This window comes from Psychromicrobium ferritrahens (genome assembly GCF_043789415.1).
Classification (GTDB): Bacteria; Actinomycetota; Actinomycetes; order Actinomycetales; family Micrococcaceae; genus Renibacterium.
Genome location: NZ_JBDLLW010000001.1, coordinates 1640374 through 1665068, shown reverse-complemented (window position 1 = coordinate 1665068; position 24695 = coordinate 1640374). Strand labels below are relative to the sequence as shown.

Annotated in this window: 23 protein-coding genes and 1 tRNA gene; 9 read left to right on the top strand and 15 right to left on the bottom strand. The window is 59.7% G+C overall.

The genetic code is table 11. The features are described from left to right. Positions 1 to 57: 57 nt before the first annotated feature. Together ABDK06_RS07660 and ABDK06_RS07655 are read left to right on the top strand one after the other, a co-directional pair. Positions 58 to 1389 (top strand): sensor histidine kinase, encoded by a 1332-nt coding sequence (locus ABDK06_RS07660; protein ID WP_394940367.1) that lies wholly within the window; start codon positions 58 to 60, stop codon positions 1387 to 1389. Next, entirely contained in the window at positions 1379 to 2035 is a 657-nt protein-coding gene (locus tag ABDK06_RS07655) for a response regulator (protein WP_394940366.1), read from the top strand. Before ABDK06_RS07660 ends, ABDK06_RS07655 begins: the two co-directional genes overlap by 11 nt. Before the next feature lie 449 nt (positions 2036 to 2484). Here ABDK06_RS07655 and ABDK06_RS07650 read toward each other — a convergent pair whose 3' ends face one another. The 3 genes from ABDK06_RS07650 to ABDK06_RS07640 form a co-directional block, all read right to left on the bottom strand. Further along, positions 2485 to 5115, bottom strand: a complete 2631-nt coding sequence (locus tag ABDK06_RS07650; RefSeq protein WP_394940365.1) for a hypothetical protein — start codon at positions 5113 to 5115, stop codon at positions 2485 to 2487. A 375-nt stretch (positions 5116 to 5490) separates the two neighbouring features. Then, the gene (locus ABDK06_RS07645; RefSeq protein ID WP_394940364.1) at positions 5491 to 5817 is read right to left on the bottom strand and encodes a nuclear transport factor 2 family protein; all 327 of its coding nucleotides are present in this window, start codon (positions 5815 to 5817) and stop codon (positions 5491 to 5493) included. 29 nt (positions 5818 to 5846) lie between these two features. Beyond that, a complete protein-coding gene (locus ABDK06_RS07640) occupies positions 5847 to 6602 on the bottom strand; it encodes an SDR family oxidoreductase (protein WP_394940363.1) in 756 nt (251 codons plus the stop codon). A 64-nt stretch (positions 6603 to 6666) separates the two neighbouring features. Here ABDK06_RS07640 and ABDK06_RS07635 point away from each other — a divergent pair, with 64 nt between their 5' ends. Beyond that, positions 6667 to 7377, top strand: a complete 711-nt coding sequence (locus ABDK06_RS07635; RefSeq protein WP_394940362.1) for a TetR/AcrR family transcriptional regulator — start codon at positions 6667 to 6669, stop codon at positions 7375 to 7377. A 127-nt stretch (positions 7378 to 7504) separates the two neighbouring features. Here ABDK06_RS07635 and ABDK06_RS07630 read toward each other — a convergent pair whose 3' ends face one another. Beyond that, positions 7505 to 8338, bottom strand: coding sequence for an alpha/beta fold hydrolase (locus ABDK06_RS07630; RefSeq protein ID WP_394940361.1), 834 nt, complete (start codon positions 8336 to 8338; stop codon positions 7505 to 7507). A 97-nt stretch (positions 8339 to 8435) separates the two neighbouring features. Between ABDK06_RS07630 and ABDK06_RS07625 the strand changes: the two genes are divergently transcribed. Next, positions 8436 to 8999, top strand: coding sequence for a TetR/AcrR family transcriptional regulator (locus tag ABDK06_RS07625; protein WP_394940360.1), 564 nt, complete (start codon positions 8436 to 8438; stop codon positions 8997 to 8999). 166 nt (positions 9000 to 9165) lie between these two features. After that, positions 9166 to 9861 (top strand): SDR family NAD(P)-dependent oxidoreductase, encoded by a 696-nt coding sequence (locus ABDK06_RS07620; protein WP_394940359.1) that lies wholly within the window; start codon positions 9166 to 9168, stop codon positions 9859 to 9861. Positions 9862 to 10491: 630 nt separating this feature from the next. On the opposite strand, the gene ABDK06_RS07615 is transcribed toward ABDK06_RS07620, so the two are convergent. The 3 genes from ABDK06_RS07615 to ABDK06_RS07605 all read right to left on the bottom strand — a co-directional run bounded on the left by ABDK06_RS07615 (position 10492) and on the right by ABDK06_RS07605 (position 12046). Continuing rightward, positions 10492 to 11079 carry a dihydrofolate reductase family protein gene (locus ABDK06_RS07615; RefSeq protein ID WP_394940358.1) on the bottom strand — a complete coding sequence of 196 codons (588 nt, stop codon included), beginning with the start codon at positions 11077 to 11079 and terminating at the stop codon, positions 10492 to 10494. A gap of 94 nt (positions 11080 to 11173) precedes the next feature. Then, a complete protein-coding gene (locus tag ABDK06_RS07610; RefSeq protein WP_394940820.1) occupies positions 11174 to 11437 on the bottom strand; it encodes a citrate/2-methylcitrate synthase in 264 nt (87 codons plus the stop codon). Positions 11438 to 11785: 348 nt separating this feature from the next. Continuing rightward, on the bottom strand, positions 11786 to 12046 hold the full coding sequence (locus tag ABDK06_RS07605; protein WP_394940357.1) for a cell division protein CrgA: 261 nt from the start codon (positions 12044 to 12046) through the stop codon (positions 11786 to 11788). A 247-nt stretch (positions 12047 to 12293) separates the two neighbouring features. On the opposite strand from ABDK06_RS07605, the gene ABDK06_RS07600 reads away from it, so the two are divergent. From ABDK06_RS07600 to ABDK06_RS07590, 3 genes are read left to right on the top strand one after another with little or no spacing between them, the layout of a single operon-like run. Then, positions 12294 to 13067 carry a class E sortase gene (locus ABDK06_RS07600; RefSeq protein WP_394940819.1) on the top strand — a complete coding sequence of 258 codons (774 nt, stop codon included), beginning with the start codon at positions 12294 to 12296 and terminating at the stop codon, positions 13065 to 13067. 5 nt (positions 13068 to 13072) lie between these two features. After that, a complete protein-coding gene (locus ABDK06_RS07595) occupies positions 13073 to 13234 on the top strand; it encodes a hypothetical protein (RefSeq protein WP_394940356.1) in 162 nt (53 codons plus the stop codon). Continuing rightward, the gene (locus ABDK06_RS07590) at positions 13231 to 13869 is read left to right on the top strand and encodes an anthranilate synthase component II (protein WP_394940355.1); all 639 of its coding nucleotides are present in this window, start codon (positions 13231 to 13233) and stop codon (positions 13867 to 13869) included. The genes ABDK06_RS07595 and ABDK06_RS07590 overlap by 4 nt, the downstream gene beginning before the upstream one ends. A 107-nt stretch (positions 13870 to 13976) precedes the next feature. Here ABDK06_RS07590 and pknB read toward each other — a convergent pair whose 3' ends face one another. The 7 genes from pknB to ABDK06_RS07555 all read right to left on the bottom strand — a co-directional run bounded on the left by pknB (position 13977) and on the right by ABDK06_RS07555 (position 23528). Next, complete coding sequence (gene pknB, locus ABDK06_RS07585; RefSeq protein WP_394940354.1) at positions 13977 to 15878, bottom strand: Stk1 family PASTA domain-containing Ser/Thr kinase; 1902 nt, start codon at positions 15876 to 15878, stop codon at positions 13977 to 13979. 62 nt (positions 15879 to 15940) lie between these two features. Continuing rightward, positions 15941 to 17680 carry a protein kinase domain-containing protein gene (locus ABDK06_RS07580; RefSeq protein WP_394940353.1) on the bottom strand — a complete coding sequence of 580 codons (1740 nt, stop codon included), beginning with the start codon at positions 17678 to 17680 and terminating at the stop codon, positions 15941 to 15943. Next, positions 17677 to 19197, bottom strand: coding sequence for a penicillin-binding transpeptidase domain-containing protein (locus tag ABDK06_RS07575; RefSeq protein ID WP_394940352.1), 1521 nt, complete (start codon positions 19195 to 19197; stop codon positions 17677 to 17679). Before ABDK06_RS07575 ends, ABDK06_RS07580 begins: the two co-directional genes overlap by 4 nt. Beyond that, positions 19194 to 20621, bottom strand: coding sequence for an FtsW/RodA/SpoVE family cell cycle protein (locus ABDK06_RS07570; protein WP_394940351.1), 1428 nt, complete (start codon positions 20619 to 20621; stop codon positions 19194 to 19196). Before ABDK06_RS07570 ends, ABDK06_RS07575 begins: the two co-directional genes overlap by 4 nt. Further along, a complete protein-coding gene (locus ABDK06_RS07565) occupies positions 20618 to 22258 on the bottom strand; it encodes a PP2C family protein-serine/threonine phosphatase (protein WP_394940350.1) in 1641 nt (546 codons plus the stop codon). The genes ABDK06_RS07570 and ABDK06_RS07565 overlap by 4 nt, the downstream gene beginning before the upstream one ends. Then, complete coding sequence (locus tag ABDK06_RS07560; protein WP_394940349.1) at positions 22258 to 22743, bottom strand: FHA domain-containing protein FhaB/FipA; 486 nt, start codon at positions 22741 to 22743, stop codon at positions 22258 to 22260. The genes ABDK06_RS07565 and ABDK06_RS07560 overlap by 1 nt, the downstream gene beginning before the upstream one ends. Further along, entirely contained in the window at positions 22740 to 23528 is a 789-nt protein-coding gene (locus tag ABDK06_RS07555) for an FhaA domain-containing protein (RefSeq protein ID WP_394940348.1), read from the bottom strand. Before ABDK06_RS07555 ends, ABDK06_RS07560 begins: the two co-directional genes overlap by 4 nt. Before the next feature lie 294 nt (positions 23529 to 23822). Between ABDK06_RS07555 and ABDK06_RS07550 the strand changes: the two genes are divergently transcribed. After that, a tRNA-Leu gene (locus ABDK06_RS07550) sits at positions 23823 to 23908 on the top strand. 56 nt (positions 23909 to 23964) lie between these two features. Here ABDK06_RS07550 and ABDK06_RS07545 read toward each other — a convergent pair. Beyond that, complete coding sequence (locus ABDK06_RS07545; protein ID WP_394940347.1) at positions 23965 to 24345, bottom strand: YciI family protein; 381 nt, start codon at positions 24343 to 24345, stop codon at positions 23965 to 23967. Between the last annotated feature and the right edge of the window lie 350 nt (positions 24346 to 24695).

The following is a 24695-nucleotide window of genomic DNA, read 5'->3' as shown; positions in this document are numbered from 1 at the left end:
TCATCGCAAATGGGGGGCGCCGTCTTTAGCTGATTTCACCGGGAGTGTTGATTCTAGATGAGTACTGATTCAGTGGAACTGTACTTGGATACTTTCAACGGTGAGATGCGTCGAAGTCGGGCGATTAAGCTGATGCGCTATACCTTGCACATAGGGTTCGCGGTCCTTTGGATAACGGGTTTGGTCGGAACGCTCATCTGGCTTGAAGAACTTCATAATGACCCGATTTGGATCCCGCTTTCACTGCTCCTCGTGATTCTCTATGTCGCCGCATTGATATATGACTACAAGAGGTTTCCGAGGAAGAGCGGGCAGAAGCTCGAGCCGATCGCTTATCTCTGGGCGATTGCAATCAGCTTAGTGTGGGGTTTTCTGCTGTACTTCTCCTTTGGGTTCTCTTGGGTTGGATTTCCGCTGGCCTTTTTTATTCTCGGAGTTTTCCCCCGTTGGTTCTTCGGAATCATCTGCTGTACTTATACGGGCTTACTGCTCTGGCTGGTGTGGCCTTACTACAGCGGGAAGCCTCCTGGTGGGATAATCCTCTTGATTCTTATCGCGATGATTCTCGGCATCATTGCCGATATGGTTTTCAAGGCGCTTCTCGCAGAGACAGCAGCACATCGAAAGATTGCACTCGAACTGATTAATGCTCGATCTGAGCTAGCCGCCCGGCAGCATGAGGCAGGCGTCAGGGCGGAAAGAAACCGGATTGCAACGGAGATTCACGACACCCTGACCCAGGGTTTTGCCGGTATATCACTCTTAGCGCGGAAGGGTAAGAGAGCAGTTGAGAAGCGTCATCAGACTGAAGTCTTGGAGGATTTCAGTCAGATCCAGGAACTGGCAGATGAGAATCTAGCGGAGGCCAGGAGATTCGTCCGTGGCTTCTTGCCGCAAGTGCTGGCTCGCAAATCTCTGGTCGAGGCGATCGAAGAAGCCTGTCGTGATGCGGAAGCATCGTCGATAAGGCACGGAAAGAACATTGAGATCGGTTTCACCGTCATAGGAGGCGAGATGCACGTGGCGGCTGCAATTGAAGCGGCGATACTGAGAGCCGCCCAATCTTGTCTGGCTAATATTCTGCAGCACTCGAGGGCTTCTCGGGCAGATGTCACACTGAGCTTCTTCGATCAGGAGCTCACCCTGGATATCTTCGACGACGGGATAGGTTTCGACGTCGCTAGTGTGGCTAAATCACCCGTGCTCAGCAGAGATGGCAGCGGACTTGGTCTTAAGCTGCTGGAGTATCGAGTGTCCCTTTTGGGCGGAGAACTGAAATTCACATCACAACAGAACTATGGCACGGTCGTGACGATAAGACTCCCCAGTACCCCGCCTGGTGACCCCGGCCCTGGTTCAAGGAGAGAGGCGGCTAGCCATGGAGTCTGAAATCCGGATATTGCTGGTTGACGATCATCCCATCGTGCGACGTGGGCTGAGGGCGATGATCGAAAGCCATCCCGATCTGCGGGTTGTGGGAGAGGCCGGAAATGGGGCGGAGGCGATTGATGCGATTGAACGTTTCGAGGAGATCGAAGCTCCCGTTGACTTGGTGCTGATGGATGTTCAGATGGGCGGCCGTCATGACGGAATACTGGCGACGAAGGAGATCCGGTCGAGGGAACTGGCGCCTGTCGTCATCATTTTGACTACTTTCGAAGACGATGAGGACATTTTCGCTTCTCTTGAGGCAGGGGCGAGTGGGTACTTGCTCAAAGACGCCCCGGAGCGGCAGATCTTCCATGCCATTGAATCCGCCGTGCTGGGACAATCGGTTTTCGCGCCGGCCATCACCACCAAACTTGCTGGCTTTGTTCGACGCCCGGAGACTTCGATCAGCCCGCTGTCCCCGCGGGAAACCGAACTTTTGGCTTTGCTCTCCCAAGGCCTATCCAATCGGGAGATTGCCCGATCTTTACATATCTCTGAAGCCACCGTGAAGTCACATCTGGTCAATATCTACGGAAAACTGGATGTCAGAAGTCGGGTCGACGCAATCCTCGAAGCCCAGCGTCGCAAGCTCATCTCTGGATAATTCGCCGCTCCTCAATGCAACTAAATGACCAAAGCTGATCAACCTTAAGATCGATTGAATCCTCTAATTCTGATAAATAGAATTTAACTACGATGCAGTTAGCGATGATCCTTCACCGCTTCCGCGCATCTTTCATGAATGCGCGGAAATTTCTGAATATTTTCGAGGCATGAGTTTCAGCTATCGAGGTGAAATCCATGTCTCGGAGCCCGACTTCGTTGTCCCCCAATTCAGCGAAGTCGTATAACGATGGCGTGCTGGTCGAACCCCAATCCTGAACCAGTGCGCCATCGTTATTTTCACCAAAAAGCTCTTTCGCTGCTTCCTGGCCCCTCGGGGTCTTCAGCAGAGGGTCGTCGTCACCGAACGGGACCTTTGGCTGCGAAAAAGATGGGGCCGGTAACCGCTTTTGCGGTTACCGGCCCCATCTTTGTTTGGTCAGCCCTTGGCTATGCCTTGGCGCGACGTCCGAATCGTGAACGCGCCATGAAGAAGGCCGCTATTCCGGAGGCCATGAGCAGGATTGCTATTCCGGTCGGAGCAATGAACTCCATGCCGGTATTGGGCAGTCCATCACCGTCTCCTGGGTTGAACGGTGTTTGCGGGGCGCTGGTGCCGGGTTTGGTCGGCAAGGCGCTATCCGCCGTGACGGTCACCGCCAGAGACAGGGTGGTATCCCCTGACTGGAGGGTCAGCGTGTGGCTTCCGGGAGTGACTCCGGCCTTCTTGAACAGGAAGTTCAAGACACCCTGCTGATCAGCCACCTCGGTGCTCACCAACTGGCCATCGAAGAGCACCTTCACTGAAGCATTGGCTCCGAAATTGCTTCCGGTGACCTGAATGCCCTTCGAGCCCAGCTCCGATACTGACAAATTGCTGGTACTAGCGTTAGCGGAAGGCTTCGGTGTGGTCGGAGGAGTATTGGCCTTGACGGTAATCGTCACCTCAAGCTGAGGAGCAGCTGCTGCCGCGAGCAGAGCGCGCTGCTTCGGAGCGAAGGCCGTCCAGCTGAATTGAATCTTGTGCTGGCCGGGTGCGACTCCACTGCGCTGATAGGTGAAGCTCACCTTGCCACTCGCATCGGCCCGGTGGTTTTCCGGGTTAGCGCCATCGAAGGTGACAACGACCTGCGCATTTGCCGGGAAGTCCTTGCCCACCACGACGATACCGGGGTTAGCCAGCTGGTCCACGGTCAGGGTGGTTGGTGTTGCGGTGACGGTGGGGTCGGGGATGACCGGGTCGGCGTTCACGGTGAGGTTGACGGTGGCGGTTTTGCCTGCTGCGGTGAAGCTGAGGGTGTGCACACCGGGTGCGACGCCTGCTTTGGTGAAGGTGTAGTCGATCTTGCCTTCGCCGTTGGCGGGGGTGGTGCCGGCGTCTGCGCCGTCGAACTTCACAGTGACGGTGCTGTTGGCTGCGAAGTCCTTACCGGTGACGTGAGTTCCCGGGTTGGCGAGCTGGCTCACCGTCAGGGTGGTTGGTGTTGCGGTGACGGTGGGGTCGGGGATGACCGGGTCAGCATTCACCGTCAGGTTCAGCGTGGCGGTTTTGCCTGCTGCGGTGAAGCTGAGGGTGTGCACACCGGGTGCGACGCCTGCTTTGGTGAAGATGTAGTCGATCCTGCCGGTGTTAGCCACCTGTGCGGTTCCGGCATCGTTTCCGTCCAAGGTAACAAATGCTCCAGTAGAAGGCGGGAAGTCCTTACCAGTAATGTGGGTGCCCGAGCTAGCCAGTTGCGAGACAGTCAGCGTGGCCGGGTCGGCGGCGACGGTGGGCTCCTGGATGACCGGATCGGGATTCACCGTCAGGTCCACGGTGGCGGTTTTGCCTGCCGCGGTGAAGCTGAGGGTGTGTGCCCCGGGTGCGACGCCTGCTTTGCTGAAGGTGTAGTTGATCCTGCCTTCGCCAGTGGCGGGGGTGGTGCCGGCGTCTGCGCCGTCGAACTTCACAGTGACAGTGCTGTTCGCTGCAAAGTCTCTACCGGTAACGTGGACTCCCGGGTCGACCATCTGGCTCACCGTGAAGGTTGTCGAATCGGGGTTCACGGTGGGGTCGGGGATGACCGGGTCGGCATTCACCGTGAGGTCCACGGTGGCGGTTTTGCCTGCTGCGGTGAAGCTGAGGGTGTGTGCGCCGGGTGCGACGCCTGCTTTGGTGAAGGTGTAGTCAATCTTGCCGGTGTTATCCGACTGCGTGGTGCCGACGTTGCTTCCATCAAGGGCAACAGTTATCGCGGTAGAGGCTGCAAAGTCCTTGCCGGTGACGTGGGTTCCCGAGCTAGCCAGTTGCGAGACGGTCAGGGTGGTCGGGTCAGCGGTGACTGTGGGGTCGGGGATGACCGGGTCAGCATTCACCGTGATGGTCGTAGAAGCGGTCTTACCGCCCGCAGTGTAAGCAATAGTGTGCTGTCCGGGAGCGATATTGGTGCCGGTCACCGGATCCTGGAAACCACCATTTGCATTGGTCGAGACATTGCCGTTCATCTGCTGGCCGTCGAAGGTCGCTGAGAGCGGGGAATTCGGTGGGAAGTCTGTCCCGGTGATCACGGTTCCCGGGTTGGCGAGCTGGCTCACCGTGAGGGTCGTGGGATTTGCGGTGATCTTGGGAGTCAGTGGCGAGGTGCCGCCAACTGTTGCATTGAAGGTGAATTGCAAGCCGGAGCAGCCCAGATCAGGCATGGTCGCGCGACCCTGACCGCTGGCCTGGCCATTCGAGCCGACCACGCCGGAGAGTGTGTATTTAACCCTGTTATCCGGATCGCCGAAGAACCAGGTGACATCGAAGGAGCCATCGGCGTTCAAGGCAGTGGGAGGCATTCCGGTCCACTGGATGGGCGTTGGGAAGCTACCGCAGAAGAGATAGCTTTCGGTATTCACATCCGCCATCACGCCATTGGCGTCTACCGTGAAGGAGATGGTTGCCCCGGTATAAGCGGTACTGGTGCCGGTGTACGTGCCCGCTGGCGCAGGCGAGGCCGCTCCGGCCGAGGCGGGCAGGCCCAGAATCGCCAGCAGAGAGATCGCTATTATGGCGATTATTTTGAATATTAGTGGTTTTTTATGCGCATCAGTGGTCAACACTGGGTTCACCCTCTTGGTCGAATTTGCGGATTATCCTCATGCGATCCCAGATCCCCCAGGGACGCACAGTTGCTAACAGGATATTCGGCGAAAAAACGGAAAGCAAGTGATATATCCACCGAAAGCGAAAAGATCTCTCATATTAGGCGAATCCCGCGCTATTGCTGAGGCTAAGGCTCAAATCTGCTACTGAAAAGTAACCGGATCGCCGTCATTATTCGACTCGATTGATCGGGGTGTCTCAGCCCGATGGGCGGGGTTCGATGACCCCCGGTTAAAGGTGACTCTTGGTGAGCACTAGAGGCCCGGTTAAAACAGAGGCCCGTGCCTTCAACCGGGTGTGAAGGCACGGGCTCAGTCTGGCAGCGCGCTGGTTCAGCCTTCGCGAATGGTCATCTTGGTGATCAGCTCACCGTCGACCTCGAAGCTGAACTTGCTCAGGCCATTGGCGTGGTTGCTGCGCCAATCGCCGATCACGGTGATGCCTTCCGCCGTGGAGTTCACTTCCTGGACGTTCAACGTGCCCCGCGAGCCGATGAACTCCTTGTCGCTCCAGCGTTTGATCTGCTCGCGGCCACTGAATTCCCTGCCCCAATCATCGACGACGCCGTGCTCACTGAATGCGCTGAGAAAGGCTTCCTCGTCATGACGATTGACGGCCTCGATGAAGGAGGCAACTGGTTCGGGTGCTTGATCGGTCATCTTGGTTCTCCTTGTTCTGCGGTGCTTGCTTAGCGGGTAGTGTAGCCGCCGTTGGCGAACAGGGTCTGGCCGGTGATCCACCAGCCCTCGGTAGCCAGGAAGCGCACGATCGGTGCGATGTCCTCGATCTGGGTCAATTGATTGCCCATTGCCTGGGATTTGTGAAATTCAACCCGCTCGGGTGTCTCCTGGCCGTAGAAGAATGGCGTATCCATCGGGCCCGGGGCGATCGCGGTGACGGAGATACCGCGATCGGCAAATTCCTTTGCGGCTGCTCTGGTGAAGTGCTCCACCGGAGACTTGCCGCCCGCATAAGTGGAGTAACCATCGGTGAAGGCCGCCAAGAGCGAGGTGACAATGGTGATCACCTTGCCGCCGTCGCGCAGTTGCTTCCCGGCTTCTTTGATGAAGAAGTAGGCGGCTTTGGAGTTGATGTCGAACATAGCGTCGTAGTCCGCTTCCGTGGTGTCCAGAATCGGTTTGCGCAGCACCTTGCCCACGGTGTTGACGGCGACGTCGAGTTTGCCGATCGCGGCTTCAGCGTCAGCGAAGAGCTTCTCGACGTTTTCCGGAGTGCTGAGGTCCCCGCTCAGGATGACCCCTTTGCGACCAGCCGCTTCAACGGCGCTCAAGGTCTCTTCTGCCGCGGTGCGGCTCGACTCGGAGTTGTAATGAATCGCGACGTTTGCTCCAGCTTCGGCGGCCTGCCTGCTGATCAGTCCGCCGAGGTTCTTGCCCCCGCCAGCGATGAGAACGTTCTTGCCTTCTAGTGTGTGCGTGCTCATGCGATCTCCTTGTTTATCATCTGTATAAATGCATATATCAACGATACATAAGTACTATATCAATATGACATCGAGTACGCACGGCGATACACGGTCTCGGCTTCTCGATGCCGCCGCGGAATTGATCGCCCGAGCTCCCGGGGAGGAGTTCTCACTGCGGGAGGTTTGCAATCAGGTGGCGGTCAAGATGCCGACCCTGTATCACTTCTTCGGCAGCAAGCAGGGGCTGATCGACGCCGTCGTCGAACGCGGCTTTGACCTCTATATGGGGCAGAAAGATGGCCAAGAATCCTCGGGTGACCCGATTCAGGACATTCGCCAGGGCTGGGACGCCCATGTGGCCTTCGGTCTGGCGAACCCCGGTTTCTATTCGCTGATGTACGGCAAAGTGCGGCCGGGTTACTCTCCGGCTCCGCAGGCCCGGCCGAGCCAGCTCCTACGCTCGCTGACCCGGCAAGCTGCCGCGCAAGGCCGGTTGGCCGCCGATCCGGATCAGGCGGCGGCGCATATCCTGGTGACTAATATTGGTGTCACTCTGCGGCAGATCATTCTCGCGCAAGAGGATAGAGAGCTCTCTATTGCGGTGCGGGAGGGCGCGATCGCTGCGATCACCGGGACCTCGAGCTCTCGGCGGGGGCGGGATGATCGCCTTGTCGCCATTCACCAGGTGATCGAAGAGGTGGCACGGCATCCAGAGGTGCTCGGCGTCCAGGAATCTCAGCTTCTCTCCTCATGGCTGATCAGGCTGAGTGAAAACGATTCTCCTTCACGCTGATTCAAGCTGATCAGGAAATAGCGACGCCCCCGCAGCCAACGCATTGCGTTGTGGACTGCGAGGGCCGCTGGTCCAAGCCGCTGGGCTGGCCAGCGAACTCGAGTACCTAGAAGGGCGCTATCGGTGCTTATTTGGCGAGGAAATCGAGCAGAATCTTATTGATTTCCGCTCCGTGGGTCCAGAGCATGCCGTGCGGGGCTCCCTCGATCTCGATGTATTCCGCAGCGGGCAGAGCCTTGTGGAACTCGCGGCCGGTCGAGTCGATGGGCAGGATATTGTCAGCGGTGCCGTGCACGATGAGCGAGGGGACCTTGATCTTCGCGACGTCGGCGCGGAAGTCGGTCAGCCAGGTCGGCTGAGCCAGGAAAGACGCGAACGGAGAGGCTGCATAAGCCAGTGAGGTGTTCGCGACCAGTGCCTCTTGGCTCAGTCGATTGCCGAGATAATCTTCGGTGTTGAAGAAGTTCTTGAAGAAATCGCTGAAGAAGGCGTAGCGATCGGCTTTGGCGCTGGCGAATAGCCCGTCGAAGACTTCCTGCGGAACTCCGGTGGGATTGTCCTCGGTCTTCAAGAGGAAAGGTTCAAGCGAACCCAGGAAGATGGCCTTCGCGATGCGATCGGAGCCATAGCTGCCGAGATAGCGCCCCACCTCTCCGGTGCCCATCGAGAATCCGGTGAGCACGACGTCGCGAAGATCGAGGTGCTCGAGCAGCGCCTTGAGATCTGCCGCATAGGTGTCGTAGTCGTGACCGGTGGTCGGTTTCGATGACTTGCCGAAACCGCGCCGGTCGTAGGTGATGACTCGATAACCGGCGTCGAGCAGGGCGGAGGTCTGCTTCTCCCAAGATGAGCCGTCGAGCGGATAGCCGTGGATCAGCACAACGGGCTGGCCCTGCCCATGATCTTCGTAATAGAGCTCGATATCGGTGCTGTTCTCAACGCCAACGGTAACTAATGACATGATCTGCATCCTTTCGATCCAAACTGAGAACGTTCGTTCTCAGCGATATTCACGATGTTACTGGAACGATCGTTCTCACGCAAGTAGACTGGTTCGCATGGTTGAGGAAAAGACGGATTCACTGCGCGAGCACATTATTGAAACCGCGGATGAGCTGTACTACGGCAGGGGTATCCAGACCGTGGGGATGGATGCTCTGCGCGATGCCGCCGGGGTTTCGCTGAAACGCCTCTATGGGCTCTTTCCGTCGAAAGAATCGATTGTGCTAGCGGTTCTTGAGCATCGGGATCGTTCCTGGGTCAACGGCTTGGAGGGTACCGTCAACGCCGTCGATTCGCCGCGAGAACGGCTGCTCGCTATCTACGATTATTTAGCCGACTGGTTCGAGGGCGACCTGTTTCGGGGTTGCGGCTTTATTAATGCCTTTGGTGAGCTGGGTGCGGTTTCGCCCGCTGTCGCCGAGGCCGCTCGGAAGCACAAGGCTAATTTTCAACGGTACGTCGCCTCCTTGGTTAAGGACGCCGGTGGCCCGCCGGAACTCGCCCCGCAATTAGCGATCCTGGCCGAGGGAGCTCAGACCACTGCAGCGATCAGCGGCAGCAGTGATGCTGCCGGACAGGCGCGCCGCGCCGCGGAAATCCTGATCGATTCGGCGGCCTGATGTCATCGGTTGCCGGCCGGCGGCGATGAATTCTTTGCTCAGGTGGGTCAGCCGGCAAGGGGTATGGTGTGAACTGTGAGGACCCGCTCTGGACGGCCGGAGCGATGCTCAGCGGATTTTTACTGGGACGAATTCGAAGACGAATTACTGTGACGAAGGAGAGAATGTGACTGACACTAGCCCTCGAACTGCCTTGATCATCGGTGCTTCCCGAAACCTCGGGCTCGGTCTCGCCCGGGAATTCGCTCAGCGCGGCTGGAAGGTGGTGGGGACCGTGCGCGGCGCTTCGCGGACTGGGTTGCACGACCTCGCTGATACCTCGGAGGGGCAGGTCGCCGTCGAGGAAGTGGATATCACCGTTGTCGAGAGCGTCGAGCAGCTTCGTGAGCGGTTCGCGGAGGCCAGCTTCGATCTGCTCTTCGTCAATGCTGGCATCACCGATCCGGATAAACCTGCCAGTGAGGTCGAGACCGAGGTCTTCACCCGGGTGATGGTGACCAATGCGCTTGCACCTCTGCGGGTGATCGAGACGCTGGCGCCTTTGGTCAAGCCCGAGGGCACGATGGGTGTGATGTCTTCACGGCAGGGCAGCATCAGCATGAATGAGCGGGGCGGCCACGAAGTGTATCGGGCGAGCAAATCCGCATTGAATCAGCTGATGCGTAGCTATGACGCGCGTCGCGACGATAAGAGGACGCTTCTGCTGATCCACCCCGGATGGGTGCAGACCGAACTCGGTGGTGAAGGCGCGCCGCTGACGGTGGAGCAGAGCGTCCCCGGCATCGTGAGTACCCTTGAGGCTCATGCCGGGGACGGCGGACTGCAGTTCCGCAGTTACGCCGATGAAACGGTCGCCTGGTAGGCAGGCCCGAGAACTGTCCGACGGCTGGGACTCCCGTAGGCCGGAGGCGAATGCCTGACCGGCGTCAGGTTGAAATTCTTTCCCGGCGTCCATTTCCTTCCAGGTGAACCACGGCTTGTCCGGGCTGAAATCGGGAGCTCGGGTCGTGTGGCTTAGCGTCCTGCTTCCGTGGCAGGGTTTCGGCCACCGGGGATTCCAGTGGAGGTCCACGAGTTGGAAACGGACTGATCGACTCCGAGCACTCGCGCGAGACCATCCCGCGAGACTACCGGGCGAGACCATCGGGCGAGAAGTCGCCATCCTGCCTGCGGCTCCAGCCATGACGCCTGACGATGAGTCTTGAGGTCTGGGGCCCTTGGAGTTACAGACCGCGGATCCGGCGCGAACCGGCGGTCTGGTTGAAGCTTGAACCGCTTTCCCCAGGTCGATACTTAGAAGTAACCGGCTGGGCTTGAGGATCGGGACTGTGCCGGGTCAAAGCGGCGTTTTCCCGTGAAATACCTGCCAGGAAGCGGTTCTAAGCTGAGTTACACACATGTAATTCCACAGCTGTGGATATCTCTAAACCGGGAAAGCTGGCCGTTTGATCAATTTTTCCCACAAAGTTATGCACACTGTGGATAACTTTGCTCACAGGCTAGAGACGTTCTCGGGACGGTACACCTGCGCCTTGAGGCCCGATTGAAATTGAGGGGCGCTGATGAGGTTCAAATACCTTGGCTGCTGCAATTCCGAGAAAATCGGGATGCCGGAGCCGAGCAGCACCGGGTGGATCACCAGTCGGTATTCATCGACTAGGCCGAGCTGAATCAGGCCGCGGGCGAAACCTGCGCCGCCCTGGGCGAGGATGTAGTTCCCTGGCTCTTCTTTGAGGCGGTTCATCTCAACTGTCAGATCGCCATTTGCTACCCTCGCTGACGCCCAGTTCCCCGCACTGGAAGCTTCCAGATTGTTATCGAATGACTTCTGTCGGGTGAAAATCACCTTGGGAATATCGTTCATCGGTGCTGCCATCGGCTCGGTCGATGTCGGCCAGAAGTCCGCCAATGCGCGGAATGTCTTGCTGCCCAGAGCGTGCAGACCTGCATTCCGAACCGTATCCAGAACCCAGGCCGTGGAGTCTTCACTTCGCCCGCGGAACATCCAATCAACCTCGCCATTGGGGCCGCTGACAAAGCCATCGAGCGACACTGACATCTTCAGTATGAGCTTTCTCAATTCTGATACTCCTCGTCTCGATTTTCCTCGGATCATTGAGGCGGCTGAGTTTGACGATGAATTGCAGTTAATCGAGTGCTTTCGCCGTTATCGCTTAGAATACTCCTCGGCATTTGAGAGGCTTTTGCCCTGCCCCTGCTGACCCAAATGGCTCCGCAGATGAGGGCAGCGGCTGCGGCGCTGCTGATCCGGTATAGCGAGCCGAGAGCCGGATGATCTTAGGGCCATCGGCTTGTTCCAACACATTGTCACACCAGCCGAGCAACTGTGCAGCGGCGAAAGTCGGCGGGAAGAGCTTTCGCTTCAGGCCGCAGGGCTCCATTACAGTGGCTGCATACCACTCAAGATTGGTGTACAGCTCTCAGCCCGGTTTGAGTTGCTTGATGCCGCGTTGCTGCTTGTTGATCGATCATGAACTGGCGGCTTCCACCTTGGCGAGCCGTTCGACGTCATAGCGGCTCATCCCACCGGAACAACAAATAGCCGAGCAGGTGCCACAAGTGGGCCCGCGCGCCGCAGGGATCCGCGCCTTCCCCAACCTCGCTAGCTCGGTTGGGAGCTGAGGCCTACTTTAACTTAAATCTCTGAGGGAATAAGTGCAGTTGCGAGGGGCCCCGAGGCGAGGTACGAGCTGCGGGGTAGCAACAAGGGGCCCACGCGCCCGAGGGCCCCAACGCGAAGGATGAGCGTTGGGAGGGCGTGGGGACTAGCTGCGCCAGCGAGTGGTCATCAGGAAGCCGACAATGGCGATGCCGAAGCCGATCACAATATTCCAGGCACCGATGCCGGGGATGGGCAACTGCGTCGTCGTATTGGAGGTGATGTAGAAGGTGATGATCCAGAGCAGACCGATGATCATCAGGCCGAACATCACCGGCTTGTACCAAACGGCATTCGGCTTAGCTGCTTTGCTGCCGTCCGGATTGGTGGGACGAGCGGTGCGACGGCGGGACTTGGACTCGGGCACAGGATCTCCTTGACGGGTGGACAGCCTATGCTGAGCCACCGAATGGGATGCGGTTCACGCAGTTGGTATCCTGCTAACAGCACTATTGCTGCTGATCCACATGGTTTCTGGCAGCAATTCTAGCGTCAAAATCGTGCGCCGCACCTCAGCGAGGCGGGTTCGGCACTATCCAGGAGTCGCAGTGGAGAGATCACCGGGGGGAAACTCGGAGGACGTAGGGTTCGACGAGCTGGTGGAAGCTGCCGATCTGCGGGATCGTTCGAACCGTTCCAGGCGGCAGCGAAGCGTCCAACCCAAGGGTGTCTTCCGCACCATAGTGCAGGTGATCGGCGAGCTCTTGATCACTCTCGGCGTGGTGCTGATGCTCTTCGTAGGCTGGGAGCTGTGGTGGACCAACCTCTCGGCCGACCAGACTCAGCAGCAGGCGGCCCAGCAGTTCGCCGGCCAATTGCAAGGCCCGGTGGACCCCTCGGCCACGACTAAGAATTATGGCGAGCCGGTAGTCACCAAGGCGCCTACCGAAGCTATGCAGACCTTCGGCTTGATGTACATTCCGCGCTTCGGACCGAATTACGCTCCTCGCCCGCTGGTGCAAGGCACCAATCAGCAGGAGTTGGATACCCTGGGGCTAGGCCACTACCCCGATACCTCGATGCCGGGCGCGGTGGGCAATTTCGCCGTCGCAGGTCACCGGCAAACCCACGGCGCGGTGCTGGACAATATCCATACCCTGGTTCCCGGGGACAAGATCTATGTACAGACCAAAGATGGTTACTACACTTACGTCTTCCGGAATACCGAGATCGTGCTGCCGAGTCAGGTGAGCGTGCTCTACCCGGTCCCGACCGTGAAGGATGCCGCACCCAAAGAGCGGATTCTCACCATGACCAGTTGCAATCCACGCTTCGGAGCTCAAGAGCGCATCATCGCCTATTCGGTGATGGAGTCCTGGCAGCCGCTCAGTGCAGGCCCGCCGGCCGCGATAGCCGCGCAGTTCAAAGCCATCGCAGGAAAGGGATAGACACCATGTACGGCTGGATCTTTCGTTCCTTACCGGGCCCTCTGTGGCTGCGGATCATCTTCTCAATCCTGCTGATCGCCGCTGTGCTGGCGGCGTTGGTCATCTGGGTTTTCCCCTGGCTCTCGCTCTACAACCCCTTCACCGATTCGACGATTGGTTCGCAATGAGTACTCGCATCTTGGTGATCGATAACTACGACAGCTTCGTCTACACCCTGGTCGGTTATCTCCGGCAGCTCGGTGCGGAGACCACCGTGGTGCGAAACGATGCGGTCACCCTGGAAGAAGCAATTGAACTGGCGTCCAGCAGGGACGGCGTACTGCTCTCTCCCGGCCCCGGCAATCCCGCGGAGGCCGGTGTCTGCATTGAACTGATCCGCTGGTGCGGGGAGCACCATAAAGCCATGTTCGGGGTATGCCTCGGCCACCAGGCGCTCGCCGAGGCGTATGGCGGTAAGGTGACGCACGCTCCGGAACTGATGCACGGGAAGACCTCCTTGGTCGAGCACGACGGCGGTGCCCCCTTCGACGGCGTGCCCTCGCCTTTCACGGCCACTAGGTACCATTCACTCGCTGCGCTACGAGAGACCATTCCCGCGGAACTGGAAATCACCGCGCAGACCGCGAGCGGAGTGATCATGGGACTCGCACATCGCACTGCTCCACTGCTCGGTGTGCAGTTCCACCCCGAATCGGTGCTCACCGAGGGCGGCTACCGAATGTTGGGCAACTGGTTGGAATCCTTGGGCATGGAAGGCGCCGCCGAAGCCTCGGCTCAGCTCAGTCCGCTGATTCACCACTGAACAGTCCACCACTGAACGGTCCACCACTGAACGGTCCACCACTGAACCGAGGCGATATCGAGCAGCCGTAAGGGCTCGAATCTTGAACTGAGGCGCCGGAGTTTTCGCTAGGGCTTGTCCGTGGAGCAGCCCGTTGGCGGGCTACTTGCTCCAGGGCTTGCTGTGCAGCTCGGATCCGAGCTGGAACCCGGACTGGATTTAGCCGGCGCCTTGGCGATCGTCACGGTCACTGTGCTGCCCTGATCGACGTCCTTTTTCGCCTCCGGGGCCTGATTCGTTACGTTTCCAGCTTTTACCTGAGAGTTCTCTTCTTCCACGAAATTCACTTGCAGGGTCGGGGATGCCTCGTTGAGCAGCTTGGTGGCCTCATCCTTGGTCTTGCCGATTAGCGAAGGCATGGTGACTTTTCCGCTGGAGATATTGAGGTTCACGGTGGCTCCGGCCTCGACCTTCTGTCCGATGGCGGGTGAGGTGGAGACCAGCAGCCCCTGGGGAATGGAAGGATCATTGACCATCGTCGTGGTGCCGGGATTCAGACCGAGCTGACGTAACTGATCGCGAACCGCGCTCTCGGTCATCTTGGCCAGATCCGAGGGAATCAGCACGCTGGCCGGGCCCTTGGAAATTCGCACGGTCACCGAGGATTGAAGTTCCACCGCGGTGCCTTGGCCTGGCACGGTGTCAATCGCAATGCCCGCTTTATAGGTATCGCTGTTGACTCGTTCGACTTGCGGCTTCAGTTGCATATTGCTGAGCGAGATCACCGCATCTGTCTCCGGAAGCCCTGCCACGGCCGGAATATTGACCGTCGGCGCGGGAGCCGGTTTTGCGGTCATCTGATTGAACAGGAAGAAACCGCCGCCGCCCAGTATCAGGACGAGGACTACGAATAAGGTGATGATCCAGGCCCTACGCCGTCGCTTGGTGGCTTTGTCGACGTCCTTGGCTTCCAGGAAGGTCAACGGGACCTGCTCCGGCTCCTCCTCCGCTCCCTCCGTGGTGAGTGGTCCACCGCTGAGCACCTTCGCCATGGCGCGGGTCACCGGTTCTTCCTCTGGGATGGGGATCGGAGCCACAGCGGGCAGCTTGGTCGGGATTTCGGTAGCTAATTGATCGGTGCTGGCATCTTGTTTGACCGGCGCCAGTTCGACGCCGGCCTTGGCCGCCCGCAGCGCTCTGCGGAAAGAGGCGGCGTCCTGAAAACGATCCTGACGGTCCTTCTGCAGGGCGCGCGCCAGCACGCTGTCCACCGCAGGGCTGACCTTGTCGTTGAAGTGACTCGGTGCTTCGGCGGTCTCCCGGACGTGCTGGTAGGCCACGGAGACCGGGCTGTCACCGATGAAAGGCGGCCGTCCAGTGAGCATTTCGTAGAGCAGGCAAGCCGCAGAATAGAGGTCGCTACGCGCATCCACTGTCTCGCCTCGGGCCTGTTCCGGCGAGAGGTACTGCGCGGTGCCGATCACGGCCTGGGTCTGGGTCATCGTAGCCGAGGAGTCGGCGATGGCTCGGGCGATGCCGAAGTCCATCACCTTGACCGCTGAGCCATCCTTGGTCACCATCACATTGGCGGGTTTGATGTCGCGGTGCACGATCCCCGCGCGATGGCTGTACTCCAGGGCGGAGAGCACGCCCAGGGTGTAATCGATCGCATTCTCGATGCTCAGATCGCCTTGACGGACCAGGTCTCGCAGCGTCCGCCCCTCGATGTACTCCATCACGATATAGGGCACCCTGGTGTGCTCGGTTTCGTGGCCGGTGACGTCGGTTGAGGCGTCGCCGGTATCGTAAACAGCGACGATCGAAGGGTGATTGAGCCCGGCGACCGCCTGCGCTTCACGGCGGAATCTGGCCTGAAACTGCGGATCCCGGGCCAGATCTGAGCGCAGCAGCTTGATCGCAATGGTGCGGCCGAGCCGGATGTCCTTTCCGAGATAGACATCCGCCATTCCGCCACGGCCCAGTAATTTGTCCAGCTCATAGCGACCGTTGAGCACACGCGGTTCAGCCATTACGCGACTCCTTTCTGGTCAGGACGAACTTTCACTGGAACGAGGTGGTGAGGCACTGCTTTTTAGTTGCCCCCGGGTGCGCCCGAGGCTGGAGGTGACTTCGCGGGACCGGTGGAGACGATGTAATTGACCGTCGAGCCCTTTTCGACCTGGCTGTTCGGCCCTGGGGTGGCCGAGATCACTTGGCCCGCGGGTACCGTCGTCGAGGTCTGGCTGGTGATCGCTGGGACCAGACCCGCGGCCACCAGATCGTTGTTGTACTGCTGGGCCGTTTTACCTGCGAACCCGGGAACACTCACCTTTTCAGTGCCCTTGGAATAGGTCACCTTGATCGCGTCGCCCTTCTTCACCGCCCCGGTCGGCGAGATCTTGAGCACCGTACCCGCTGCGCTGCTATCGAAGACCTCTTCGGGATCGACCTGCATCCCTAGCCCGATGAGTTGATTCTGCACATCGGCGAACTGCTTGCCGAGATATTGATCGGGCAGGATCGTCACGGTGTCCGGCGCGCTGGTGCTCGGGGTGGAGGACGGCGTCGTCGTGCTCGGGGTGGAACTCGACGTGCTCGGAGTCGACGAGCTCTGACTCGCTTGGCTGGAACTCGTCGACGGGCTGTTGTTCGGCCGGGAGTTGAACCAACCGGCCTGATTGGCGATCAGCGCGCCGATCACGAAGAGTGCCAGCACGATTAAGGCCACGAGAGGCCAGGTCCACGGGCTGCGCTTGCGTGTCGCGGGCGGTTCTTCTTCGCCGTCCAGGATCTCCTGATCGTCTTCGGGCTGCCATTGTCGTTCGGCCGCCAGCGCGTCCGCTCGGCTCAAGGTCGGCATCGCGGAGGTAGCCGGGGCTGAGCTTTCAGCGACGATCGGCGCACCCACCACGGAGGTGGGAGCAGTGCCGCCGAGATCCACCGGGGCGGTGATCGGCCCGGTAGCGGACTCGAAGAGCAGCATTCCGGGAACCGCCGCGTGGGCAGCCTGGATATCGCCGCGCCGGATAGCTTCTGCTGCTTCGGCCAGCCTGGTGGCGTCCGCCGGGCGATTGGCGGGATCCTTGGCGAGCATTGACATCAACAGCGCGCGCACCGGCGTCGGAAGCGACTCCGGCAGTGGCGGCGGGGCATCATTGACCTGGGCCAGCGCTATGGCGATCTGCGATTCGCCGGAGAACGGACGGTGCCCGGTGAGGCATTCGTAGCCGATGATGCCGAGCGAATAGATATCGCTCGAGCCGGTGGCGGACTGGCCGGTGGCCTGCTCGGGAGCCAGGTACTGGGCGGTGCCCATCACCTGCCCGGTCTGGGTGAGCGGAACCTGGTCGGCCAGTCGGGCGATGCCGAAATCGGTGATCTTGACCCGGTCGTCCGGGGTGATCAAGAGGTTTCCAGGTTTGACGTCGCGGTGCACCAAGCCTTGAGCGTGGGCGGCGGCCAGTGCCTCCGCGGTCTGCGCGATGATGCTCAGGGTGCGATCCGGGGAGAGCACGTGCTCCTGCTCGATGATCGCCGAAAGCGGCTGGCCCGGGACCAGTTCCATCACCAGATAAGCCGAACCGGCCTCTTCGCCGTAATCGAAGACATTGGCGATGCCGATGTGGTTGAGCAGTGCGGTGTGCCGGGCTTCAGCCCGGAACCGCTCGAGGAAGCCCGGATCTCCGGTGTATTCCTCTTTGAGGATCTTGATCGCCACGGTGCGGCCGAGCAATTGGTCTTGGGCACGCCAGACCTCGCCCATGCCACCAATGGCGATGCGCGATGTGAGCTGGAATCTGCCGCCTAAGGTGATGCCTGAAGTAGGTCTCACTTATTCAACACCGCCTTGATGAGTTTTGCTGCGTTCGGACTGGTCAGGGTATTGCTGGTGAGGATGTCTTGACCTTGCACCATGATTGAAACTACTACCTGCGGATCGTTCGCCGGAGCGAAACCCGTGAACCAGGAGTTCTTCGAGGAATCCGGGATATCGGTCACGGTCTCCGCGGTTCCGGTCTTTCCGGCGACTTCGATGCCGGGAACCTTCGCACCGCCGGCGATCCCGTTATCGACCACACCGGTCATCCATTCGGTGAGCTGCTTGGCGATCTCAGGGGTGGTGGATTGCCGCAGGACTTCTGGTTTGAAGTCGAAGCTCGTCACTGGTTTGAGGTCAGGAGTGCGCACTCCCTGGATGATATTCGGCTTCATCTGCACGCCGCCATTCGCGATCGCTGAGGTCATCATGGCGACCTCCAGCGGAGTGGCCTGTACATCCTGCTGCCCCACCGCGCTGCGCGCCAGTTCGGCCGGGCCCAACTGACCGCCAGGGCCGCCGGGGAACTTACTAGTCGGCGCCTTGGTGTTCACATTGGAGTTATTGGCGATATTCACATTGGGGTCATTGAAGCCGAACTTGGCGGCCTGCTCGGTGATCGCCTGCTGACCGAGGTCGAGAGCGATGCCGGCAAAGGGGGTGTTGCAGGACTGCTCTAACGCGAAGCCGAAGTCTGCCTGAGTCCTGGCCGAACAGCCACCGCTGACGTAGTTGGGCAGTCCGACGGGATCACCCGGAATATTCAGTCTGGCGGGGTTGGGCAGCACCGAGTCCTTATTGTATTTACCCGACGCCAGGGCGGCTGCGGTATCGACGAGCTTGAAGACCGAGCCCGGGGAATAGGTGCGCTTATAAGCGGCACTGCCGTACATATTGCCGTTCTGCTGGAAGTCTTTGTATTGCGCGGATTGCGTCAGTTGGTCGAAGTTCTTCGCCACCTGATTCGGGTTATGACTGGCCATCAGATTGGTGTCATAGCTCGGCGTCGAAACCATCGCGATGATCGCACCGGTCTTCGGGTTCATCACCACGATGGAGCCGGTGACGCCCTTGGGGATCATGCTGTAGGCCAGTTTCTGGATTTTAGGATCGATGGTCAGTTCCACTGAGGAGCCCTTGGGCTGGGAACCGGTCAGGATCTGCGAGATCTGATCATAGAACAATTCCGGAGCTTGCCCGGTCAGCGGCTCATCGAGGCTCGCTTCCAAGGCGGTCGAACCGAAGTTCTTCGAGTAGTAGCCGGTCAATCCGGCATAGACCTCAGGGTCGACGTACTTACGCGTGAATTTGCAGGAATCGTCGGCGGGAGATGGCACGGACTGCGCGATCGCCTGACCGCCCACCAGGATGGCGCCGCGCTCATTACAGTAGCTCTGCTCCAGGCTGCGGCTGTTCCAGTCGTTGGTGCGCAAGGAATCGACCGCAAAGAACTGCACATAGGTCACCGAGCCCAGAATGAGGGCAAAGAGGGCGGCAGCAACCACCCAGGAAGAGCGAATAGCTTGGTTCATGACGTGCTCACCGCCTCCGTGGAGTCTTTGCTAATACTGATCGTAGGGTTGCTGCCGGTGCCGACCTCAGCCGGTTGCGGTTCATCGGGCAGTGGCGTGGTGGAGATCGGGCGTCGAGCTGCATCGGAGATCAGCAGCAGAAGAGCCACGATGATCCAGTTGGCCAGCAAGGAGGAGCCGCCAGCTGCCAGGAACGGTGTGGTCAGGCCGGTGAGCGGGATGAGGCGGGTCACGCCGCCGATCACCACGAAGCACTGCAAGCCGATGGCGAAGGAGAGCCCGCAGGCGAGCAATTTGCCGAAAGCGTCCCGGGTGCCTAGCGCGGCTCGGAAACCGCGGGTCACCAACAGTGCGTAGAGCAAAATGATAGCCAGCAGACCGATCATGCCGAGTTCTTCACCGAAGGAGGCGATGATCATATCTGAATTAGCAAAGGGCACTCGCTCCGGTATGCCTTGCCCCAGGCCGGTGCCGAACAAGCCGCCGCTGGCCATGCCGAAGAGGCCCTGAACGATCTGCGCACTGCCGCCGGGGCTTCGGTTGTAGACGTCCGGATCGAAGGCATTGACCCAGGAATCGATGCGCAGGGCGACGTGGTCGAAGATCCTGACGGCCAGGAAGCCGCCTACTGCCACCAGTAAGACACCGATAATAACCCAGCTGATCCGGCTCGTCGCGACGTAGATCATCGTGATGAAGAGGCCGAAGAAAAGAATCGAGGAGCCAATATCTCGCTGGAAAACCAGCACGCCGACACTGGCCAGCCAGGCCACGATCATCGGCCCCAGGTCGCGTGCCCGGGGGAGCTGCAGTTTGCCGATTTTCTTTCCCGCCAAGAGGATCAGATCCCGATTCGAGGAGAGATAACCGGCGAAGAAAATCGCCAGCGTGATCTTAGCGATTTCGCCGGGCTGGAAGGTGGCCGGTCCGACCTTGATCCAGACCCGGGCGCCATTGACGTCTCCCGCGGTGATCCCTGGAATGAGGGGCAGCAGCAGGAGCAAAACACTCACCGCGAGTGAGATATAGGTGAAACGCCGAAGGACCTTATGGTCCCGGAGGAACCAGACCACCACGATTGCTGCAACCGCGGCCACTGATGTCCACAGCCACTGTCTGCTGCCAGCATTATCGCCGGTGGCGACGTCCAGGCGGTGAATCATGGCCAGGCCCATACCATTGAGGGCGATCACGATCGGAAGTATTACTGGATCAGCATATTTAGCGCGGAACCGCAGCGTGATATGCATCGCGAGGGCGAGCACGGTGAGGATCAGGGCTTGCAGGTAGAAATCGCCGCTCAGCGGGACGTCCAGATTTATATCCACCAGGGCATATGCGCCGATCGCGATCACCAGGGCGAAGATCAACAGCACCAGCTCGGTATTGCGACGTGGTTTGGGGACGGTCAGAACCTGACTCATGGCCGACCTCCTTTGCAGTCTGGGCTGGCACTTGAGTTGCCGGTAGCGGACGGAGAGGCTGAGCCACTGGGCTTTGCTGAACCTGAGCTGGGGCAGCTGCTCGGACTAGAGCTGGGTTTCCCTCCCGAAGGAGAAGAGCTCGGCTTGGAGCTCGGGCTGGGATTTTCGCTGCCGGGCGGGCTGACGATGCCCAGTTGCAGATCGGAGACGATTTGATTGGCATCGGTGAGGGTCGCGGCGGCCAGTGTCTGGGCCAGTCGCTGGCGGGAGAACTCGGGGAGCGAATCCACGGTGACCGGGGTCTCGGTGTAGACGCGGGAGAGCTGGATCGGCCCGAGGGATTGCGAGATGCCGTTGAAGATCGCCACTTTGCCGTGGTATTCGCCCACATAGTAGCGAGTCTGAGTCCAGGCATAGCCCAGCCAGGCGCCGCCAACGATCACTACGAGCAGCAGTGCGCTTACCGCCAAGGTGAACCAGCGGCGTCGCTTCGGCGGCTCTGAGCTGAGCACTTCCTCGTCCTCGGCTTGCTCGGGCTTGTGGGTCAGCACAGCAGCTGCCCGCCGGGAAGTGGAACGGCCAGCGACCATCGGGATCTTGCCTTCGGCGGCGGCGGTGATCGCTGCCCCGACGAGCTCGTGAGGCCGATGGGCCAAATCCTCACGCACCACATCCGCAGCGATATGGCTGCCGAGTGGCTGCCCATCGGTGCTCTGTACAGCAGCGGAAGGGCTATCTGTGCCCACCGGAGTGTCGCTGCTCTGCTCGGTGAGTTCAGCTGCGGCAGCGGCCGGCTGTTGTTCTGCGGTGCTTATCACTGACTCGGGCACAGCCGTCTCTGGCAGCTCGAGAAGTTGTTCCTCGGCGGGCGGCACAACCTCGAATTGATCGGTGCGCAGATCATCGGCACTGGCTTCGGAAACCTCGATCACGACAACCGTGACATTGTCCGGCGAGCCCACCCCGAGAGTGAGCTCGATCAGTTTTTCCGCGCACTCACTGAGTGAAGAGGTCTCCCGGAAGACCTGTTCCACCACTGGAAGGTCTACGAAGTTCAGTCCGTCGGAGCAGAGCAACCAGCGCTCGCCGGGACTTGCTTCGAAGCTGGTGAGATCCAACTCCGGTGAGGCATCGACGTCTCCTAGCACCCGCATCAGCACATTTTTATGTGGGTGAGTCTCGGCTTCTTCCGGAGTCAGTCGGCCCTCTTCGATCAGCCGCTGGACGAAGGTGTGATCGGTGCTGATCTGCTCGAAGACACCGTCCTTGAGCCGATAAGCCCGGGAATCGCCGATGTGCGCGAACTCCAGCTTTCCTTCGGAGAGCAGGACCGCTGTGACGGTGGTGCCCATTCCGGTCAGCTTCGGATTCACGTGCACCATCTCGGAAAGCAGCGAGTTTGCGGTCTGGATCTCATCGGCCAGGATGGTTCCGGCGTCGCCACGATAACCATCCCGATCCAGATGGATCAGGTCGAGCACCGTCGAAGCGCTCGCCACATCGCCTCCGGCGTGACCGCCCATGCCATCGGCGACCACCGCGAGATACTGCCCGGCGTAGGCCGAGTCATCGTTTTTCGCGCGAATCTTGCCCACATCGGAACGTGCTGCGTAACGCAGAATCAACGGACCGGCCATTACGGCCTCAATTCGATGACCGTCTTACCGATCCGAACGGGGACGCCGATTTCCACCGGGAGCGAGCGAGTGAGCTGCTGATCTGCCAGGTAGGTGCCATTGGTCGAGCCGAGGTCCTCGATGAACCATCGGCTGCCCTGCGGGAAGAGCCTGGCGTGCCGTCCCGAGGCATAATCGTCCTCCAGTACCAGGGTGGACTCCTGGGCTCTACCGAGCAGGATCGGGCTATTGCCGAGTGGGATGACCTGCCCGCTCAGGGGACCCTCGGTGACCACGAGTTGGTGAGCCTGCTGACGGGCCGGTGGTTCTTCCACCAGTTCGGGGTGCTTGCGGACCTGCCGGGCCGTCGGAGCGCCGGTGCGCGCCTTGCGGCCGATCGCCAGATCCCGGCGCATCGCGGTGATGATGCTGAAGATCAGGATCCAGAGCAGGAACAGGAAGCCAAAGCGCAGTACGGTCAGGGTCAGCGTGCTTGTTTCGATCATCCACGGCCTCCCTTGACCGGAAGCCAACGGAAGGTCATTCTGGTCCGGCCAATCGAGATCATCGCTCCGTCGCTCAGTTCCAGACTGCCGTTGACCCGGGAACCATTGACGAAGCTTCCATTGGTGGAGCCGAGGTCGACGGCGGTGGCGCGGCCCGGTTCGATCCGAATCTCTAGGTGCTGCCGTGAGACGCCGGTGTCGTCTACCAGAATATCTGCTTCTGAGGAGCGTCCCAGCACGATCGACGAGGCGTTCAGGGAATATCGCTGGCCGTCGATGTCCAGGACAGCCTGCAGGTTCTCCGCCGCTTGTGCCGGCACCGCTGGCCTGGCCGGAGGGCGAGGGGCTTGGCTGGGGCGCTGCCCGGGGTAGCTCGGCTGCGCCCGCTGAGCCTGTTGTTGGGGTTGCCCATCACTCTTTTGAGTATTCGAGATGATCTCGAAATTGCCCGCTTTGAGTTCCAGGTCCTGGGTGAAGGAGACCCGGACGGGGCCCTGCAGGGTGTAGCCCTGCGACCTGGCGTGCCGGATGGCGACGTCGCAAAGCTCTTCGGCGAGGGCGACTCCCCAGGAACGCGCGCGCTCAAAATCTGCTTCGCTGAGCCGGGTGTCGAAGACATTGGGGGCAAGGGTGCGTCCCGCAGCGAGCGTCATCGACTTATCGTCCATTTCGCGACGCAGCGCACTGGCGATCTCCACCGGCTGAACCTGCGATTTGGAACCGCGGGAAAAAACGCCTCGGACAGCTTTTTCTAAGCCGCGTTCCACGTTGTCGAGTATTCCCACGGTCACCTCCTCTTGTCGTCGCGGTGTCTGCCTGCAGAGCCGGAAAAGTGGCTAGTTGCCACCACCCGCTGAACTACTTATCGCCTAGATACTACTTGGTAGAACTGTTAAAGGCCTTAAGGAAGGGCGTTCCGGCTTGTGGAAAAGTCAGCTCCAGAGCCTTCTCGAGGCCCGTCAAACCGGGATTTTCACGTGCTGTTTAGGAGTATTAGCCAAGTTTCCGCTATGCTTGTTTTCGCTGTGATTCCAGCTTGCCGAGGGTTTTGATATCGGCCAAGTCGGAATTGACACTTTGCGCGAGTGGCGGAACGGCAGACGCGCTGGCTTCAGGTGCCAGTATCCGAAAGGGTGTGGGGGTTCAAATCCCCCCTCGCGCACCATTGAGAGCCCTCATCCCGAACCGGGATGAGGGCTCTCTTAGTGTCTCGCTAGGTTTTCAGGAGCCGAAGACCGGGCGCAGTTCGATGGTTTCACCCGGCCCGGAAAATCCGGCGGCAATCTGTTCTGCCCGCTGCTGCGAGGAAACCTTGATCAGGAAATATCCCGCGAGGTGCTCGGGCCGTTCAGCGTAGGGCCCTTTGGTGGCGAGCTTCTCGCCTTCTTCACCCCAGCGGTAGAGCGTGGACGCCGCAGGATCTCCGAGTGCTTCGGCGCTGATGAGTTCCCCCTTGCTCTGAAGTTCGGCTAGCAACTCGTCGAACTCCTGGTCCATCAAGGCCCGCCGTTCCGCGGGGAACGTCTGATAAACCTCCAGATAGTCGGCGGTGGGGTGGCCCCAGGGCTGTGGGTTCGAGTAGATCAGGATGGCGTATTTCATGATTCCTCCTCGTTTATGCTTTCGGCGATTGCTCTGAACTCTACCGAGTGTGCAGATCTACATGTTTTAAAGTGGTTTTAAGATGTAGATCTGCACACTCGGCGGGGGTTAAAAGCGGTGGCCCGAAATGGACACCCCAGTGAAGCTTGCCGGCACACCGGAACTTCGCGCTCACCCTCAGACGCAGGCTAGACCAAGGCAAATTCTCCAGAGTCTACAGCGACACCAGCGGTCAATGGCGCATCACGCTCACTGACTTACTGACCGAAGGATTCGCTCCTGCCGAACCCCTATTCAAGGTCTTCACTGAGATAGCTCAGCTGAGATGGCAAGAGTACGAAAACCTTCTA

Coding starts and splice junctions, on each gene's coding strand:
- ABDK06_RS07660 (WP_394940367.1), top strand. CDS start 58: ATGAGTACTGATTCAGTGGAACTGTACTTGGATACTTTCAACGGTGAG.
- ABDK06_RS07575 (WP_394940352.1), bottom strand. CDS start 19,197: ATGAACCAAGCTATTCGCTCTTCCTGGGTGGTTGCTGCCGCCCTCTTT.
- ABDK06_RS07590 (WP_394940355.1), top strand. CDS start 13,231: ATGAGTACTCGCATCTTGGTGATCGATAACTACGACAGCTTCGTCTAC.
- ABDK06_RS07635 (WP_394940362.1), top strand. CDS start 6,667: ATGACATCGAGTACGCACGGCGATACACGGTCTCGGCTTCTCGATGCC.
- ABDK06_RS07630 (WP_394940361.1), bottom strand. CDS start 8,338: ATGTCATTAGTTACCGTTGGCGTTGAGAACAGCACCGATATCGAGCTC.
- ABDK06_RS07655 (WP_394940366.1), top strand. CDS start 1,379: ATGGAGTCTGAAATCCGGATATTGCTGGTTGACGATCATCCCATCGTG.
- ABDK06_RS07570 (WP_394940351.1), bottom strand. CDS start 20,621: ATGAGTCAGGTTCTGACCGTCCCCAAACCACGTCGCAATACCGAGCTG.
- ABDK06_RS07645 (WP_394940364.1), bottom strand. CDS start 5,817: ATGACCGATCAAGCACCCGAACCAGTTGCCTCCTTCATCGAGGCCGTC.
- ABDK06_RS07560 (WP_394940349.1), bottom strand. CDS start 22,743: ATGATCGAAACAAGCACGCTGACCCTGACCGTACTGCGCTTTGGCTTC.
- ABDK06_RS07640 (WP_394940363.1), bottom strand. CDS start 6,602: ATGAGCACGCACACACTAGAAGGCAAGAACGTTCTCATCGCTGGCGGG.
- ABDK06_RS07625 (WP_394940360.1), top strand. CDS start 8,436: ATGGTTGAGGAAAAGACGGATTCACTGCGCGAGCACATTATTGAAACC.
- ABDK06_RS07595 (WP_394940356.1), top strand. CDS start 13,073: ATGTACGGCTGGATCTTTCGTTCCTTACCGGGCCCTCTGTGGCTGCGG.
- pknB (WP_394940354.1), bottom strand. CDS start 15,878: ATGGCTGAACCGCGTGTGCTCAACGGTCGCTATGAGCTGGACAAATTA.
- ABDK06_RS07565 (WP_394940350.1), bottom strand. CDS start 22,258: ATGGCCGGTCCGTTGATTCTGCGTTACGCAGCACGTTCCGATGTGGGC.
- ABDK06_RS07545 (WP_394940347.1), bottom strand. CDS start 24,345: ATGAAATACGCCATCCTGATCTACTCGAACCCACAGCCCTGGGGCCAC.